The organism is Sporosarcina sp. P16b (assembly GCF_002743065.1).
Taxonomy (GTDB): domain Bacteria; phylum Bacillota; class Bacilli; order Bacillales_A; family Planococcaceae; genus Sporosarcina.
The window spans coordinates 383271-400083 of record NZ_PDYO01000001.1 but is presented as its reverse complement, the minus strand read 5'-3'; the positions used below and the strand labels follow the sequence as shown (position 1 = coordinate 400083).

The window sequence follows — 16813 nt, the reverse complement described above, 5'->3', positions numbered from 1 at the left end:
TAACTTTAAAATAAGAGGTGAGCGACTTGGAAACACTTCATATTCGTACACAAGATCCAGCAGTTCAGTCACTTTGTGCTAAAGATTCTACACTTAAACAGTTGATTACACTCATTGGGGATATCGAAGTTCCGTTACGGTCCGATTATTTGTCTTCCATTGTACGTTCCATCATCGGTCAGCAGATCTCTGTCAGTGCCGCAAGTGCCATCTACGCACGTTTGCTCGATTTGCTTGGAGGTCATATAACGGTTGACGGGTTGCTCGTCGCTTCTACAGAAGACTTGCGGGATGTTGGCTTGACTAGGAGAAAAGCGGAATATGTAAAAGATCTTGTGGACAAAATAGTGAATCATGAACTGGACCTTAAAAATATTGGAGCATATGATGATGACGCGATTCTCAAGCAATTAACCCATGTCAAAGGCATCGGTAAATGGACAGCCGAAATGTTTTTAATTTTATCACTCGGCCGACAAGACGTGCTCGCAATTGATGATGTAGGAATCCAGCGGTCTGCGCAGTGGCTGTATGGCGTTGAAAAGTCGGAGCGGCGTCAACTACTTGTTGAGAAATCTCCTCAATGGATGCCTTATCGCTCGATTGCGTCTCATTATCTTTGGGAAGCCATTCATCTCGGCTTTGTTCAGTATTTTGATTCAATAGAAGAATTAATTAACACGAGAAATGGACTTCACTAAACCAAAAAGAACCGCCACATTTTACCGTGGCGGTTCTTCTATTTCATGTGGTGAGTTTTACTCTTCAGGCTGAACCAATTTATCGCCAAATACTTCTCTTTCTAGATTCGCGATCCGCTGAATGATATCAATATTCGTCGTTTGGGGGGCCGGTGTGGCTGAGCGTCTTTGAGAAGAGTTGACTTCCGACTTCAATCTAGTGTTTTCTTCTTGTAGTAGTGCAATTTCTTTTTTGAAAGTTTCATAGTCTTGAATGACATCATCCAAAAACCAGTCTACTTCTTCTTGTTTATAGCCTCGAATGGCCTGCTTAAATTCTTTTTCCAAAATCGTTTTTGTATCTAGCTTTAATTCCATGACAAAACGTCCTTCCGTCTGTGATTCCATAAGGTCATTATAGCATATGTTGTCATTCTTTGTCTTACTGAAAAAGACTATTGTTCTTCATGCGTCGCTTCTTGCGCTTGCCCAGGAAATAATTTTCTCTTTACTCGCATTTCCCGTTTTGCTAATGATTTCTTCATCCGATTGCTAAAACGCGATGTAAATTCATTGGATTGCTGCAATAGTTTATCCGCACTTAGTATGTGCTCATATGCAAGCGAATAATCCTTTACTTGGTGCTCATATAATTTTGCCAGTTCCTCATAAGCAAGTACCTGTTCTCTGCCAGTTCCGTGCGTTGCGACGATTTCGAATGACTGAATCGCTCGATCGAATTCTTTATGACGCTTCAGTAAAAAGCCTAGATGATAATGCGTCATAGGATAACTCGTCCCGTACACTTCCGCAATTCGTTTAAGTTCTGTAAAACTCTGATCTTTCAAACCAAGATCTTGGAACCATTTGGCGATATTCGTTGCGATTTGCGCATTTTGCTGACTATCTTCTTCCATGACGATATCGGTAGAAAGACTAAAGAGTGTCACAAGCGAAAGGATATCCCATTCATTATGCCACATGACTTTCATTAAAATTTCTGCACGACCGTTTTTCACTGCATCTTGATAAATTATAGGCGCCATATGGCCTGGTATATCGTCTTTGCGATGAAAGCCTAGCTGGGTTCGCTCCACTTCGGTCAACTTGAATGACTCCATCTGCCCTTTCCAAATTCGGCGTGATCCATGTAACAAATCGATTTGATGTGGGACAGGCAGTGGCGGCAACAATTTCCGATGCAATGACCAACGCGTTTGTAGTTGAGGGAAATCAAAGCTTTTGCCGTTATATGTGACGAGTGTAAGTCCTTCTCTCCATAATTCTGATGCATAAAGAAATGCCGCTTCGTGATCAGGATTCGGCAACACGTACTGTGTCATGACGAATTCATCAGATTTTAATTCTAGTAGTCCAATTAAAAAAATGACAGCTCCAGCGCCTTTTAAACCAGTTGTCTCCGTATCAAAAAATAGGAGCTTACCGGCATTTGGAGATAATGGGTGCATATATTCAGCTTCAGACCATTTCATCAACTTCTGCTTGACATCTCCCAAACGAAAATCACCGTGCATCGTATCGAGTGGATAATGAATAACACGTGTATAGACGACACCGAATTCATTTTCGATTTTCTTCATACCTGTCGTCAGCCAGCGTTTTTCATAGCTTGGTGCTGGTGGCGCGTTAAATGTCTCTTCCACTTCCTGAACAACAGCGGTCTTCTTCAAAAGTGATTTCATCGCCATCAGTTTCTGCTCATATGACATGACGTTTCAACTCATCTATCTGTTCCTCTATTTGTTGGCTATCCACTATATGTTGAACTCCTTGTCTATAGTACCGGGTAAATTTCACTTTAGTTACATACTGGTCTATCATAACTTCACCTCAGAAATGATCGTAATGCTCTAAATTATACATGATATTTGTAGGTTTATATGTAATTTGATTTTCTGACGTTCCATTACATCGTATCTCGAATAAAGAAAAAAGCGATGCATCCTAAAAAAATGGGACAGATCACTTGTGTTCCTTCTATATTGAAGTCGATCAAATTAAAACCTTTTCCTTCACACTTACAGGGACGACTGCCAGTACATGATCGATCAGGAAAGTTCGTTTGGAGTTACGCAAAAAACAGTACGCTGTAAACGTTTTACCGTGTATATTCAGTACACGTATTTTTCGTTTGCTAATGGAACCATCTTTAGCTTCATACATCACTTCGAGCATATCACCGTATCGTAAGGCCTTTTCTAATGAATTACGCACATCTGTTCCCTCCCCTTTGTTTTAGTATAAGGAATGTACGTTCTGTTGTAAAGTGTTTTACATAAATAATTCGCACGTTTTCTACCATTCTTTCAGGGGTACAGTAAGGGAAAAAAGGACGCGAGTATATGCCATTTGATTATGATTTAGATTATAGTTCGTTAGATTTACGCAAACAGCCTGAATTATATAGAGTAGGACGTGGTGAACAAGGCGTGTTATTAGTTGAGCCTTATAAAAGTGAAATTTTACCTCATTGGCGCTTTAAAACACCTGAAATTGCAAAAGAGTCTGCTGATAAAATTTGTGAGCTCTTTGAAGAATATCGAAAGCATGATGACTTCGTCGGAATGGATATGGCACGGAAATTCATTCAAATGGGATATACACGTGCACGTCGTTATGCAAATCATAAAAGTGGACAGAAATATCATGAGGATGGAACGGTAAGAGAACGCGATATAGATCCAGTCAAAGCAAAGTCTGCACAAATTTTCAAAGAACGATGGGACGTTATTCGGGAAGATGAAGATTATAGTAAGCGAAAAAAAGCACACCAGAAAGCATATGGGTAATCTAATAACAGGAATGCATAGTTTTCCTTAAAAATAAGTGAAAGATCAATCGATGTATGGATCATCGCAGTTCAAGTGTGCGTAATTTTGAACTGCGTTTTTTGTATTCAACTATTACACTTGCTGATGATCCAAGATTTCTTTTAATACTACAGCTTGATTATTCTTTTCATCCTTCGCTCCAAATACTAACGTTATATTCTTTTTATGTTCTTTCGTCCAGTTTTTCAGCTTCTCTAACTCTTCCTGCTGTGCTTCATTATTCTTCAATTCTTCTTTATACTTCTTCTTGAAATCATCAAACTTACCGGGGTCATGATTAAACCATTGGCGAAGCTCTGTGCTCGGCCCTACTTCTTTCAACCATTCATCCACTTGTGCATCTTGCTTGCTCACCCCACGTGGCCACACTCGATCCACTAGCACACGCAATCCATCTGCTTTCTCCGCATCATCATAAACTCGTTTTATTTGAATTACTATGTTGATCTCCTCCTAATCCGTTTTCTAAATTCCTCTACCCACTTTCATGAATGAACATGCTTTTAGAAGTATACAAAAAATACAACGTCGAGATTCATTTCGACAATATCTTTATTCTTAAGTTATTTAAAGTACATTGGTTATTGGTTTGCCCAGTCTGAATCACTCCATTTGACCATTTCGAGCAAATCCGTCGTTTCCATTTGTGTCATACTCGTTTCAACTTGAAACATCGAACGACCCATTTTGGGTTTGGAAGATCGGTTTTGAATAATCGACACGATACCATTTCGTTCGGTCGATTTTCATTTTATTATACGAGGAATTGGAGATCAAATAGCCTTGTGATTCTAAACTGTAAATAGTACGCCGGATTTTATTGAGTGACCAAAATGGAATTTCTTCCTTCCAGTCTTCATACGTTTTGTACACCCATTTATATCCGTCCCGTTCATTTTTTGATATGAGCGAACGATAATGTAGATGCTGCAGTAAAAAGGCTTCATTAAGCCCAATTTCCATAACTAAAGTGGTTTGCAATCTAAACGAAGGTTCATCTAATAATAAATACATAGTATTTCCTCCTAATGAAATCGATTGTAGGAGAAATCCTTTCATCTCCTCAAATACTATATAGAAGCATATTGTAAAAAAGGATACATCTATTCAAAAAAGAGTCGAAGCTTTTAAGCTCCAACTCTTTTACATTTGTCTAGATTACTTATTCAAATCAATAATTCGACCTTCAATTTCAGGTTTAACTGTTCTAAGCTTGATCAAGTGATCTCGCAAGTTCACCCAGTCATCCAAACCTAGATCGGTCACACGGCCATTTTCGTATGCATCACCAAGCACTTTAAAGCCGTCTCCCCCTCTTGCTGTAAAGGCATTTGTCGTTATAACGTACTTTTCATCCATCTTTAGATCAACGAATTCGCCATTCATTTGTACTTGTATGGTCTGAATACGATTGCCAGCTTCTTTACTGCTATCAAATGTCATTTTCATTCCTGACATATGCAAGAAACCGCCCTCTTCGTTAGGTGCATTTCTCACACTATGCTCAAGCGTATTTTTAATTTCTTCACCCGTAAGCGTAACAAGAGATAATGTATTACCAAATGGTAGTACTTCAATTACTGCTCCGACTGTGACTTGTCCCTTATTTAAATGATTGCGGATTCCTCCACCATTTTGCAGAGCAATGACCGTTTTCGGATCGTATTCTTTTGCTTTTTCCAGCATTCCGTCCGTTATTAAGTTACCGAGCGCTGTTTCATTCGCACGGACACTTTCGGTCGAATTCTCTCCTTCACGACTTCTCGGGTTAGGCAGATCCGCTTCTAATGTCGCTCCGATTTCTTTACCAAACGTTTCATCGACTTTTCCAGAATACTTAAGAAGTGCTGTCGCTGCTTCTGCATCATTCGTTTTATCTTTTAAGCTGATTAATTTGCCAGCATGTCCTGTAATGACCCCTTTATCATCAAATTCTACGTCCAATGTTCCAAGATGCGTCAAGTATTGATCGGCTTGAACAATGACTGTAGGGTCTTTGCTTTCTCCACTTGCCTTTTTATCAACAATCACTGGCTCCGACAATTTCGTGTGTGAATGCCCGCCAACGATAATATCGATGCCTTCAACCGCTTGGGCTATAAGCAAATCATTACCTACAGATGGATCACTATCGAACCCAAGATGATTTAGCGAAATAATTTTATTGACGCCTTGGCTCTCAAAGTAGGCCACGGCTTGTTCAGCTGACTCTTTATAATCCAAAAACTCTACTGCTCCTGGACTCGCGACAAATGCTGTACTTTCTGTAGTCAAACCGAAGATTCCAATCTTTTCTCCATTCACTTCTTTGATCAAGCCTTTATGAATTTCTCCTAGTGCCGGTGTGCTAGTGAATTCTGTTTTACTTACTAGATTTTTCAAGTCGGGGTCTTTGGAGAAATCTATGTTCGCGCCGATTACAGGGAAATTAGCACCTTTCACAAAATTCGCCAGTGACGTGTGGCCATTCTTACTGTCGCCCAAATCAAATTCATGATTACCAAATACCATTGCATCTAGACCCATTAAATTCATCAGTTCTAGATCGGCTTGTCCTTCAAACTCTGAGAAATATAATGTTCCTGAGAAAACATCTCCTCCATGTAGAAGCAAAGCATCTGGCTTTTCATTTCTCACTTCTTTAATAGCGGTAATGGCTTTTGGCATTTCCGCAACTCGTGCATGCGTGTCATTCATATGCATCAATGATAAGGTGAAATCGCTTGGTTGTAGCTGATTTGCACGGTGAATGAATGAAGAGTACGCGCCTCGTGTGACGGGCTCATTCGGTCTGAAATTACTCAGTTGATCCGTTAAACCAAGATTCGCAAGGATTTGTACACCTCTTCTGTGTGACTCTCCTACATTCGATAAGTTGATTTCCACTTTCTTACCTGTATCGTATTTCTCAAGGTCCAATGCATTTACTAATACATTTGCCATTTGTTGACGTGTCAGAGCAGCTGTCGGTTTGAAATTCCCATTTGAGTCCCCTTTAAATACATTCGCGTTCGCTAGAGTCGCCATTTCTTTAGCGTAGAAACTGTCCTCTGAAATATCCTTAAACTTTTTTAATACATCTGCCACATTAGTCGGTTCTTCGAAGTCCCCGAGCTTTGCCAAAATTAACGCCGCGTGACGACGCTCAATGGAATTGCCAGGCTTAAACTGATTTTCGGAATAGCCACGAATGATTTGTTGGTCCGTCAATGCTTTAATCGCTTCATAATGCGTGTGATCCTTTGATACGTCGGTATACCATTGCTCTGCAGCACTGACAGATCCCCCCGCCAATACAATAGCGCTAGCGACAGCAAATGTAGCACCAAACCTATGAACTTTTCTTTTATTCATCTGTTTTCACCCTCCTCGTTTTAGTAGTCTGACAGTTATACATATCCATATTATCAGAATTCACTGCTATTTAGATAGAGGGTCGATATTTTTTATGGTTTAAAAAATGGTTTTACCTTGCATTTTTTGTCTATAAAAAAAGAGTCAAAGCTATTCGCTTAAACTCTCTTTCTACTCACTTCGCCAGCTCTGCTAGCAGGCTATGTGCACGATGTTTATTATTCTTTTGTCCAGCCTCTTGCGCTCCAATACAAACGGGACAGCCGTATTCACAACGACACTCTGCCACATGATCCGCTGCAAGCATCAACAATTCTTTCCAACGACTATAAATGTTTTCACTTAAACCAATTCCACCTGGATAACTGTCGTAAATAAAGAAGGTTGGTTGCTCCATGTGAATCGCCTTCACTTGTGGTACGACATGAATATCATTTCGATCACATTTGATGAATAGCGGTACTAACGATTGAATCACATACGCTGCTGCTGTCATCGCGTCGGTCAAGTCGGATTTCTCCCAGTCTTCGGGAACATCAAACGTTAACCACGTACCTGACGTATGCATTTCTTCCGCAGGCAACGAGATCGGACCTGAACCAATATTGTCATGTGTATCGAATTTAATCTTCTTAAAGATTGTTGGAATGGCGAGTACTGCTAAGTCTCCATACGCTAGTATACGCTCCCCGTCCATCCTCCGCTTGTCTTCACTGATGACTTTTAATTCCACCGCGAGATTTGCATCGGTAAAATAATCGACATCGACGACTGTAACGTAAGCTTTCTTTTCTTCCCAATCCAACTTCTCTACTTGATACTGCGTTCCTTGATGTAAATAAATCGCTTCTTCATGCAACAACGTCATGGCACTGAACCGGTCCATCTCTCCAATGACGCGAGTCTCTTTTGGAAACGACTGGTCAATGATGATGACGTTTTCTTGTGATGCGGAACGCAAACTGATTTCTCCAGCTGGAAAACGATCGGTCATCCAATGCCATTTATCCGATGTTTGTAACAAGACGCCTTCACTTTGTAAAAACGCCAGTAATTCCTGTACTTCAAATTCACCATATGTCTCGGTAGAGCTAAATGGCAGTTCGAATGAAGCACATTTCAAATGATCCATCAGTATTAGCATATTGTCGGGATGAATATGGATTTCTTCCGGTTGCCGTCCAAGTAAATATTGCGGATGTTGAATAATATATTGATCGAGCGGCATCGATTGCGCTACATAAATAATTAGCGCATCTTCTTGGCGTCTCCCCGCACGACCCGCTTGTTGCAACGCACTGGCAATATTTCCCGGGTAACCTGTCATAATACACGCTTGCAATTGGCCGATATCAATACCAAGTTCCAAGGCGTTTGTACTAACCACCGTACGAATATCACCATTTTTCAAACCACTTTCGATCGTTCTACGTTCTGAAGGTAAATAACCACCACGATATCCCATTACCGTTTTATCGAATAACTTTTTCTTAGTTAGTTCTTTCATATAGGTCACGAGCATTTCTACGCGTACTCGACTTCGCGCAAAAATGATTGTCTGAATATGTTTTTGATAGAGAAATGCGCCGAGATCACGGACTTCAAGCACTGCACTTCTGCGTATGCCAAACACATCGTGGACAATTGGCGGGTTATAGAAAACGAAATGTTTTTTGCCGCGTGGTGCCCCGTTTTGATCAATCAGCACCATATCTTTATTCGTCAGATTATCTGCCAATTCCTTGGCATTTGAAATCGTTGCGGACGTACAAATAAAAATCGGATCACTGCCATAAAATCGGCAAATGCGTTGTAATCTTCTTAATACATGCGCCACGTGGCTACCGAATACACCTTTATACGTATGAAGTTCATCTACCACGATATATTTCAAGTTTTCGAACAATGAAATCCATTTTGTATGGTGAGGCAATATCGCTGAGTGAAGCATGTCCGGGTTCGTCAAAATAATATGTCCCGATTTTCTAACTTTGGTTCGCAAACCAGGTGCTGTATCTCCGTCATAGGTATGACTTAAAATCGTCTCGCCACTTGCTTCAATCAACTCATGCAAATCTGCTAGCTGATCTTGAGCCAATGCTTTAGTTGGGAATAAATACAGTGCCCGTGAAGATGGTTCATCCAAAATCGACTGCAGTACCGGCAAATGGTAACATAGTGACTTTCCAGAGGCAGTCGGAGTTATGGCTGTAATCGAGTGACCTTTACTCACTTGGTCGAACGCTTGTCGCTGGTGACTGTATAACTGTGTGATTCCCTTCGTTGCTAACGCTTTACGAATCGACGAGTGTAACATAGGAGGAAACTCCGCTAGAATAGCCTCTTGTTCTTTAAGCGTTTCGATGTATGCAATATTCGGACCGAAGCGTGAGTCAGCGAATAGCTCCTTAATTGTTTCGGGTATACTTTGTTTATTCATTCATCTGGTCCTCTCCTCGCTCCGCGTTCATTGCGTCCAAAACAGTTTGCAATGTATAGCGTGCTGCACGGATAGAAAGAATAAAACGCTTTTTTCCAGTTGCTTTATAGAAAGACTGTACGACGAATTGAGTCATCGAGTCTTTCAACGAATCCACTTGCACTTCATGCACATACCGTGGCTTCTCCTTCTGTATCCACACCTTCATCTCTTCGGCCCACCGTGCAATTGCCTGGTGGCTACTATCAGCATACGGCTTCACTTCTTCAAAAAAATCCGGTTCATGATCCGTTTCTCTCATATGATAAAATCGCTGTTCGCATTCATCACAAATAGTCAGCAATAACTTTGTGTCTTCCAACTTGCTCATTTATATAAAACTCCTTTAGATTCCATGATAAAACATACTTTCCTTCATTTTATCAGATATTCCGCCACAGCTCCACTTTCTACGAACAAACATTCCAAGCTGTCACCAATTCGACTACTTTCAATTCGATGGAAACTTTCTTTTTGGTAACTCGTCTAATAGTCGGTATGATATGATGTAGAGTACGAGGTGGTCACATTGGCGATACGTTATCCAAACGGAAAAAAGTTCAATCCTTCTGTGTCTTCTGCGAAAAAGAAAACCTATGACTACTCATTCAGTAATCGGGGTAAATCATTAGAAGACGAACTGAACGACACAAATGAATACTATCTGGCGCATGGTCTAGCCGTCATCCATAAAAAGCCGGTCCCCATACAAATCGTCAATGTCCGCTATCCTGCAAGAAGCGCTGCAGTGATAACAGAAGCGTATTTCCGTACTCCTTCGACAACTGACTATAATGGTGTTTGGAATGGATTGTATGTGGATTTTGAAGCAAAGGAAACGAAAAATAAAACTTCATTGCCACTGCAAAACATTCATTTACACCAAGTGCAGCATATGAAGCAAGTAATCGACCAATCCGGACTTGCTTTTTTTATTGTCAATTTTACATTGTTGGATCGATATTTCTTATTGCCATTCGAGGAATTTTATCCTTTGTGGCAACGTATGGAAGATGGTGGAAGAAAATCTATTACATTATCTGAAATAGAGGAACGATCTATCGAAATCAACACCGGTTTTCATCCGCGGCTCGATTACATACAAGCCGTGGCGGATTGGATCAAGCGCAAGAAAGATTAATGAAAGCGAAAGGCAGGAAATATTATGAGTGATAATATAAACTCGAGAACGGCTAGAAGACAGAAACAAGTGACGGAGCAACCAAAGCGGCCGCAGAAAAAGCTTCCAGATCAATTATGGAAGAAAATCCTCCTAGGTATTGCAGCACTTTTCCTTCTAGTACTAGTTGGTGGAGCTTCATTATTTGCTTATTATGCAAGTACAGCTCCGGAATTAGATGAAGAACTGTTGAAAGACCCCCTCACCTCTAACTTCTTGACAAAAGACGGCGATGTGTTCATGAAGTTCGGTGCAGAGAAACGGGAATTCGTACCGTACGATGAAATCCCTGAAAAACTGAAAGATGCCATTCTAGCTACGGAAGACATTCGTTTCTTCAAGCACGGTGGAATCGATTTTTATCGTCTTGGAGGAGCCGTTGTCGCAAACTTCCGTAGTGGATTTGGATCACAAGGTGCTTCGACATTGACACAGCAAGTCATCAAAAACTCGTTTCTGAAGAACGAAAAAACATTGAAGCGTAAAGCACAGGAAGCTTGGCTTGCCCACAAACTAGAAAAAGAATATACAAAAGAAGAAATCTTCGAGATGTACTTCAATAAAGTTCTCATGTCAGGTACACGCTACGGTATCGGTACAGGCGCAAATTACTTCTACGGTAAAAAAGTAGGCGAACTGGACTTACCTGAAATGGCTATGTTAGCCGGGATGCCACAATCTCCAAACGGCTATAATCCATTTAAACATCCAGAACGTGCGGAAAAGCGCCGAAATATAGTCCTAACACTTATGGAGCGTCACGGCAAAATTACGACAGCTGAAATGAATGAAGCGAAAAAAGTACCAGTCACTTCTACTCTATTGGCAGAAGAAGATCGTGAAGTGTTCGGTAAATACCCAGCTTATGTAGATGCGGTACTGGATGAAATTGAGGCAGCTGGATTTACCGATCTTTTATCCGAAGGTGTCACCGTACAAACTGCTTTAGATCCAAAAGTACAAGAAACAGTAGAAGCCGCAATCAATAATTCAAGCTATTATGAATCAGATGAAATGCAAGCCGGCATGACCGTGCTGGATACGAAAACAAGTGCCATTGTAGCTATTGGCGGCGGACGGAATTATTCGGGGCGCAACTTGAATTTTGCTGAAGTCAAACGTGCACCAGGTTCTAGTATTAAGCCGATTTTATCGTATGGTCCAGCAATTGAAGAACTCGATTGGTCTACAGGTCAAAAGGTAGTGGATGAACCTTACAGCTATAAAGGTTCAGGCGTAGCTATCGGTAACGCTGATGGTAAATTCCTTGGTACATTGACTATGCGGCAGGCATTGTACTGGTCGAGAAACATACCCGCTGTCCAGACATTTGAAAAAGTAGGACCAAAGAAAGCAGAAGCCTTTGCTAATAAACTTGGGTTTACGTATAAAAGTATAGATTCCTCCAATGCACTTGGTGGCGGAGATGAATTCTCTACAGTTCAAATGGCAGGCGCATATGCCGCTTTCGGTAATGGCGGGATTTACACCAAACCCCATACTGTAAATAAGCTTATATTGCGTGACGGTAAGACAGAAAAGAATTTACGACCTGACCCCGTAACCGCAATGAAAGATTCTACTGCTTATATGATTACGGATGTATTGCGTGATGTCTTAACCGAATATGGAGCAACTGGAACTCGAGCAAACATCGGAAATATGGATATTGCCGGAAAGACAGGTACAACAAATTATTCTGCTGAAAAAATGAAAAAAGATAATATGGAAAGCCACTATGTACCCGACACGTGGTTCACAGGCTTTACAACGGAGTACACCATTTCTACATGGGGCGGTTATGGCGATTTCTCGCCGATTAAGACCTATGATCACGGACGTTACGTACCGCAGAATCTATTTAGAGATGTCATGAGCAGTATCGCAAAAGACCCGGGTACGTTCGTTCAACCGGACTCAGTCGAAGAAGCCGCAATCGTCAAAGGCAGCGACCCTATTATGCTTGCTAGTTCATTCATCTCTCGTAATCTCATCAGTAATGAATTGTTTGTCAGAGGAACATTACCCAAAAAAGCATCGGTTCCTGAAAAGATTTCCATTCCAAGTCCCGATGGGTTAACTGCACAATTCGATGCGAATTCCAATACGATTCAATTACAATGGAATTATGAAGTACCGAATAAATACAGCAGTCTCGGAAGCCCTACATTCAACGTCAGTGTTTCTATTGATGGTGGTGGAGCACAAAGTATCACGACGACTTCCGATAAACAAACCACTTACTCTGGTGTGGAATACGGTAAAAACTACACATTCCATGTCAGTGCCACTATGGGCGGTTATACAAGCGGTTCAGCTACAGCTTCCCTTTCAATAAAAGGCGCTGATGAACCGGTAATTGAAGATGAACCTATCGTTGAGCCTGATGACAATAATGATGATCAAAACAATACTGAAGATGATCCATCAGACAACGACACTGGTAACGACAATGATTCCAATAATGAAAATCCGAATCAATCGGATCAAGATGGATCGAATAATCAAGGTGACAATAACTCATCTAACGATCAGAGCAACCTAGACCAAAATACAGATCAAAATCAGGATCAAGGGCAAGGGCAAGGTCAGTCCAACCAAGGACAAGGAAACCAAGGGAGCCCAGGTAATCAGGGCAATCCAGGACAAGGACAAGGGCAAGGACAAAAACCTAACGATGCGGGCGAAACGTCATCCGACTCCTCTACCAATTAAAAAAAGAGCGATTCCACACTTCGCATGTGGAATCGCTCTTTTCTTTTATTGTTGAACGCGTAATCGCGCTGCTTTCTTTTTCATCTCATCATATAACATAGTCAATTGAATTAATGCATAATGGCTGCTTTTTTGAAGTTTGATGAACTCGATTCGTTCCTCGTAATTATTTGGCGCAAGTGCGTGATGCATTTTACCTGTATGTGGATTCTCCAATTGTTCACTTTGCCCAATTAACCATTCCAGCTGCTCGATTGCCGGCTGTATTAACTCCAATTTACGTGAATCATTTACAGCATATGTCTTTTCTAATTCAGGCTTTTGCTGTTGCCATATATCGAGTACTTGTTGCACGTTTTTCTTTAATTGTTCATATGTCATTTGACTTTCATCCTTTTTCGACCTTCGCGGCATAAATCCAATAATGGACATTCTGGACAGTTGGGATTTTGCGCTTTGCAATGATAGCGACCAAAGAAAATCACTTGATGATGAGTCTGTGTCCACAGTTCCATCGGTGTCCAACGCATGATTTTTTCTTCTACATCAATCGGACGATCTTTCCAGCGATTCATACCTAGCCTCTTCGCTACACGTTCAACATGTGTATCGACAGCTAATGCCGGCACACCGAACGCATTCGACACGACGACATTGGCTGTTTTCCTACCTACACCTGGTAACGTCATCATGATATCTCGGTTAGGAGGTACTTCTCCACCGAACTCTTCAATCAACCGAAGGCTAAGCGCTTGAATATTTTTTGATTTATTACGGAATAAACCAATCGAACGTATATCTTGCTGTAAAACCTCAATAGGTACGGCAAGATAATCTTCCGGTGTCTTATATTTTTTAAATAATTCTGCCGTCACTCGATTGACTAATACGTCCGTACATTGTGCAGATAAAAGTGTCGCAATCAACAATTCAAAAGCGTTCTTATGAACGAGTTCACAATGCGCTTCAGGAAACATCTCTTCAAACGTTCGCAGGCATGTATGCCACTCTGTTTTTGTCAGCAACGTTATCACCTACTCCCGTTCTTCGAGCCAATTGTAAAAAGGCACATCTTTAATCGCTGTTTGCACTTGCGGTGTTGTGGCTACTGTTGTTGGACGAAATGCTTTAGTCTGCTTTTCTACATCGCGCATCGTTTTCACATTTTTCTTTTTCCATTCAAATAAAATTCGGTCGATATAGCGTAAACTCATTTTTTGTGCGAGGACCGCTTCCCTTAATGCCGCACGAATGATTTCCGTTGAATGACCATCTTTGTCAATCCACATACCGATTGTTTCAAATTCCATAGGGGATAAGAAACGGCCGAATTCCTGTTCGAATAGCGAGAAGATTTCTCCCTCTTCCTGCTTGACCACTTCTTCTTCTGTTTTCATCGATTGTTTTTCGACTTCTTCTATCAATCGTTTCCATAGAGGATAAAATGAAAATTGTTCATGCAATACTTTATTTTCATCCGTACTTTGCTCAATAGAAAACAATCCTTTTTGCATCATACGTTGCAGACAATTCGTTACTTCTTTTTCTTGCAGTTGCATACGATTCGCGATATCGGTAGGAGTTGGGAAATAGTTCCCTGCTCCTTGAAATGCAATCAAATGCAATAACACCATGGCGTCACTATCCGAAATCAACAATTGTTTATAATGTTGAAAAAAGAGCTGGGAAATAGAAACATTTCCCTGCTCCATCCAAATTTTCAGCCGTTCATCTTGTTGCATATTTGAAACTTCCTCTCATCAGCAACTTGTCAGTCGCTTCTGTTTTACTCTTTCCAATGATCTCGTACAAACTTATCGATACGTGCAATTCCTTCTTCCAATAGATCGATTGACGTGGCATAAGAAAGACGGATCGTAGTATCAGAACCGAATCCTGTGCCCGGAATGACTGCTACTTTAGCTTCCGTCAATAATGCATGGGCGAAATCATCTACGTTTGCATAGCCCGTCTTCTGTACTGCTTCCTGTACATCCGGCAATAAATAGAATGCACCTTGTGGCTTCAATACATGGAAACCTGGAATAGCAGAAAGTTTAGGGTACGCTTGATTCAAGCGGGATTCAAAATCTTTTCGCATAACTTCTACAGTGTCTTGCGGTCCGTTATATGCTTCAATTGCTGCGTATTGCGAAGTCGTCGTCGGATTGGATGTAGAATGGCTAGCGAGATTCGTCATCGCGCTTACTACTTCTTCATCCCCTGCGATATATCCAATTCTCCAGCCGGTCATTGAATGGGATTTCGATACACCATTAATATTGAATGTACGATCTTTCGCGTCTTCTGAAAGCTGTGCGATCGATACATGCTCTTTATCATCATAAACAAGCTTCTCATAAATTTCATCTGAAATGATCCACACATCTTTTTCACGGCAAACTTCCGCAATCGCTGTGAGTTCTTCTTTTGAGTAAATCATACCTGTTGGATTACCCGGTGAGTTAATGATGATCGCTTTTGTCTGATCCGTGATGGCATCACGGATTTGCTTGGCTGATACTTTGAACTGCTCAGCTGCTGTTCCTTCAACGAACACAGGAGTGCCTTCTGCAAGCTTCACTTGTTCAGGATAACTCACCCAGAATGGCGAAGGAATGATGACCTCGTCGCCTTTATTAAGCAACACTTGGAAAAGTGTATAAAGGACATGCTTCGCTCCAATACCGACTAATACTTCATTGCGCGTATAAGTCAACCCTTGGTCTCTTTTCAATTTGTCAATTATGGCATCCTTTAATTGTGGAAGACCACCGGCCGGAGTATATTTCGTCTTGCCATCCTTCATAGATTGATATGCTGCATCCAAAATGTTCTTAGGTGTATTATAATCCGGTTCGCCAGCCCCGAGTCCGATCACATCGATGCCTGATGCCTTCATTTCTTTTGCCTTCGCTGTAATCGCTAATGTTGTAGATGGTGATAAAGTATTTACTCTGGACGCTAATTGCTTTCTCAAATTGACCGCTCTCCTTTTGTCCTAATTCCATTTTTCTCTATAATTTTGAAATTCGCTTTAACCATTTTCCATCTGCAAAATTCAGATACGCATAGTTTAAGAAATCCTCATCATCCAGATAACTAACTTCCCAAAACGGGGTATCATTTTCTAAGCCCAATGAGGCGTTGAGGACTTTTTTGACGTTCTCCTCTTTTTTTATGATGTCCGTGGCTATTCGCTTTGTAATACCATCTTTAATTGATACAGCTTTCAAAATCTTTGTCGTCTCTTCTTCCACGAAGATGATTTTTTCATGATGGTTTTTATCCGTACCATAGACGGTAATCCATGACGTTTTACCATGATAGTGATCCATCTTATCTACTTTTTCAAGAACGTTATTTGCCAATATGGCTTCTTTTACTTTGTTTTCCGATATAGCAAACGGTTTCTCTGCTTGATAGAAAACGATAATAGTAATCGTGAACCCGAGCGCGAGTAAAAATAGGAATAGAAACTTAATCCAGTTGAGCATGAGTGTCACTTCCTATTGAATGAACCGCAGTTTTTTTTCGATTCATTTTCCAACCT

Annotated in this window: 17 protein-coding genes; 4 read left to right on the top strand and 13 right to left on the bottom strand. The window is 40.9% G+C overall.

All coding sequences use genetic code 11. The features are described 5' to 3' along the window. The first annotated feature begins 26 nt into the window (after nt 1-26). A complete protein-coding gene (locus CSV77_RS02005) occupies nt 27-701 on the top strand; it encodes a DNA-3-methyladenine glycosylase family protein (protein ID WP_233212152.1) in 675 nt (224 codons plus the stop codon). A 57-nt stretch (nt 702-758) separates the two neighbouring features. On the opposite strand, the gene gpsB is transcribed toward CSV77_RS02005, so the two are convergent. The 3 genes from gpsB to CSV77_RS01990 all read right to left on the bottom strand — a co-directional run bounded on the left by gpsB (nt 759) and on the right by CSV77_RS01990 (nt 2915). Next, complete coding sequence (gene gpsB, locus CSV77_RS02000) at nt 759-1058, bottom strand: cell division regulator GpsB (RefSeq protein ID WP_099672086.1); 300 nt, start codon at nt 1056-1058, stop codon at nt 759-761. Nucleotides 1059-1135: 77 nt separating this feature from the next. Next, the gene (locus tag CSV77_RS01995; protein WP_099672085.1) at nt 1136-2410 is read right to left on the bottom strand and encodes a ribonuclease H-like domain-containing protein; all 1275 of its coding nucleotides are present in this window, start codon (nt 2408-2410) and stop codon (nt 1136-1138) included. 283 nt (nt 2411-2693) lie between these two features. Beyond that, nucleotides 2694-2915 carry a transcriptional regulator gene (locus CSV77_RS01990; RefSeq protein ID WP_099672084.1) on the bottom strand — a complete coding sequence of 74 codons (222 nt, stop codon included), beginning with the start codon at nt 2913-2915 and terminating at the stop codon, nt 2694-2696. A gap of 128 nt (nt 2916-3043) precedes the next feature. On the opposite strand from CSV77_RS01990, the gene CSV77_RS01985 reads away from it, so the two are divergent. Further along, a complete protein-coding gene (locus CSV77_RS01985; protein ID WP_099672083.1) occupies nt 3044-3490 on the top strand; it encodes a DUF4385 domain-containing protein in 447 nt (148 codons plus the stop codon). Between the two features lie 114 nt (nt 3491-3604). On the opposite strand, the gene CSV77_RS01980 is transcribed toward CSV77_RS01985, so the two are convergent. The 5 genes from CSV77_RS01980 to CSV77_RS01960 form a co-directional block, all read right to left on the bottom strand. After that, complete coding sequence (locus CSV77_RS01980) at nt 3605-3973, bottom strand: DUF488 domain-containing protein (protein WP_099672082.1); 369 nt, start codon at nt 3971-3973, stop codon at nt 3605-3607. 219 nt (nt 3974-4192) lie between these two features. Further along, on the bottom strand, nt 4193-4546 hold the full coding sequence (locus tag CSV77_RS01975) for a hypothetical protein (RefSeq protein WP_099672081.1): 354 nt from the start codon (nt 4544-4546) through the stop codon (nt 4193-4195). Nucleotides 4547-4690: 144 nt separating this feature from the next. Then, a complete protein-coding gene (locus tag CSV77_RS01970; protein ID WP_099672080.1) occupies nt 4691-6886 on the bottom strand; it encodes a 5'-nucleotidase C-terminal domain-containing protein in 2196 nt (731 codons plus the stop codon). A gap of 175 nt (nt 6887-7061) precedes the next feature. Continuing rightward, nucleotides 7062-9326, bottom strand: coding sequence for a DEAD/DEAH box helicase (locus CSV77_RS01965; protein ID WP_099672079.1), 2265 nt, complete (start codon nt 9324-9326; stop codon nt 7062-7064). After that, the gene (locus tag CSV77_RS01960; RefSeq protein WP_099672078.1) at nt 9319-9696 is read right to left on the bottom strand and encodes a YppE family protein; all 378 of its coding nucleotides are present in this window, start codon (nt 9694-9696) and stop codon (nt 9319-9321) included. The genes CSV77_RS01965 and CSV77_RS01960 overlap by 8 nt, the downstream gene beginning before the upstream one ends. 198 nt (nt 9697-9894) lie before the next feature. On the opposite strand from CSV77_RS01960, the gene recU reads away from it, so the two are divergent. Continuing rightward, nucleotides 9895-10506 (top strand): Holliday junction resolvase RecU, encoded by a 612-nt coding sequence (recU, locus tag CSV77_RS01955; protein WP_099631589.1) that lies wholly within the window; start codon nt 9895-9897, stop codon nt 10504-10506. A 24-nt stretch (nt 10507-10530) separates the two neighbouring features. Continuing rightward, entirely contained in the window at nt 10531-13260 is a 2730-nt protein-coding gene (locus CSV77_RS01950) for a transglycosylase domain-containing protein (protein ID WP_099672077.1), read from the top strand. Between the two features lie 45 nt (nt 13261-13305). Here the strand turns inward: CSV77_RS01950 and CSV77_RS01945 are convergent, their stop codons facing one another. From CSV77_RS01945 to CSV77_RS01925, 5 genes are read right to left on the bottom strand one after another with little or no spacing between them, the layout of a single operon-like run. Continuing rightward, a complete protein-coding gene (locus CSV77_RS01945) occupies nt 13306-13641 on the bottom strand; it encodes a YpoC family protein (protein ID WP_099672076.1) in 336 nt (111 codons plus the stop codon). After that, the gene (gene nth / locus CSV77_RS01940) at nt 13638-14285 is read right to left on the bottom strand and encodes an endonuclease III (protein ID WP_099672075.1); all 648 of its coding nucleotides are present in this window, start codon (nt 14283-14285) and stop codon (nt 13638-13640) included. Before nth ends, CSV77_RS01945 begins: the two co-directional genes overlap by 4 nt. Before the next feature lie 9 nt (nt 14286-14294). Further along, the gene (locus CSV77_RS01935) at nt 14295-15002 is read right to left on the bottom strand and encodes a DnaD domain-containing protein (RefSeq protein ID WP_099672074.1); all 708 of its coding nucleotides are present in this window, start codon (nt 15000-15002) and stop codon (nt 14295-14297) included. 44 nt (nt 15003-15046) lie between these two features. After that, entirely contained in the window at nt 15047-16240 is a 1194-nt protein-coding gene (locus tag CSV77_RS01930) for a pyridoxal phosphate-dependent aminotransferase (protein ID WP_099672073.1), read from the bottom strand. A gap of 37 nt (nt 16241-16277) precedes the next feature. Next, nucleotides 16278-16757, bottom strand: coding sequence for a cell wall elongation regulator TseB-like domain-containing protein (locus CSV77_RS01925; protein WP_099672072.1), 480 nt, complete (start codon nt 16755-16757; stop codon nt 16278-16280). Between the last annotated feature and the right edge of the window lie 56 nt (nt 16758-16813).

Excerpts from the sequence above, each read along its gene's own strand:
- CSV77_RS01950 (WP_099672077.1), top strand. The coding sequence starts at position 10,531 with ATGAGTGATAATATAAACTCGAGAACGGCTAGAAGACAGAAACAAGTG.
- CSV77_RS01970 (WP_099672080.1), bottom strand. The coding sequence starts at position 6,886 with ATGAATAAAAGAAAAGTTCATAGGTTTGGTGCTACATTTGCTGTCGCT.
- CSV77_RS01995 (WP_099672085.1), bottom strand. The coding sequence starts at position 2,410 with ATGTCATATGAGCAGAAACTGATGGCGATGAAATCACTTTTGAAGAAG.
- CSV77_RS01935 (WP_099672074.1), bottom strand. The coding sequence starts at position 15,002 with ATGCAACAAGATGAACGGCTGAAAATTTGGATGGAGCAGGGAAATGTT.
- CSV77_RS01985 (WP_099672083.1), top strand. The coding sequence starts at position 3,044 with ATGCCATTTGATTATGATTTAGATTATAGTTCGTTAGATTTACGCAAA.
- CSV77_RS01945 (WP_099672076.1), bottom strand. The coding sequence starts at position 13,641 with ATGACATATGAACAATTAAAGAAAAACGTGCAACAAGTACTCGATATA.
- gpsB (WP_099672086.1), bottom strand. The coding sequence starts at position 1,058 with ATGGAATTAAAGCTAGATACAAAAACGATTTTGGAAAAAGAATTTAAG.
- CSV77_RS01925 (WP_099672072.1), bottom strand. The coding sequence starts at position 16,757 with ATGCTCAACTGGATTAAGTTTCTATTCCTATTTTTACTCGCGCTCGGG.
- CSV77_RS01965 (WP_099672079.1), bottom strand. The coding sequence starts at position 9,326 with ATGAATAAACAAAGTATACCCGAAACAATTAAGGAGCTATTCGCTGAC.
- CSV77_RS01975 (WP_099672081.1), bottom strand. The coding sequence starts at position 4,546 with ATGTATTTATTATTAGATGAACCTTCGTTTAGATTGCAAACCACTTTA.
- CSV77_RS01960 (WP_099672078.1), bottom strand. The coding sequence starts at position 9,696 with ATGAGCAAGTTGGAAGACACAAAGTTATTGCTGACTATTTGTGATGAA.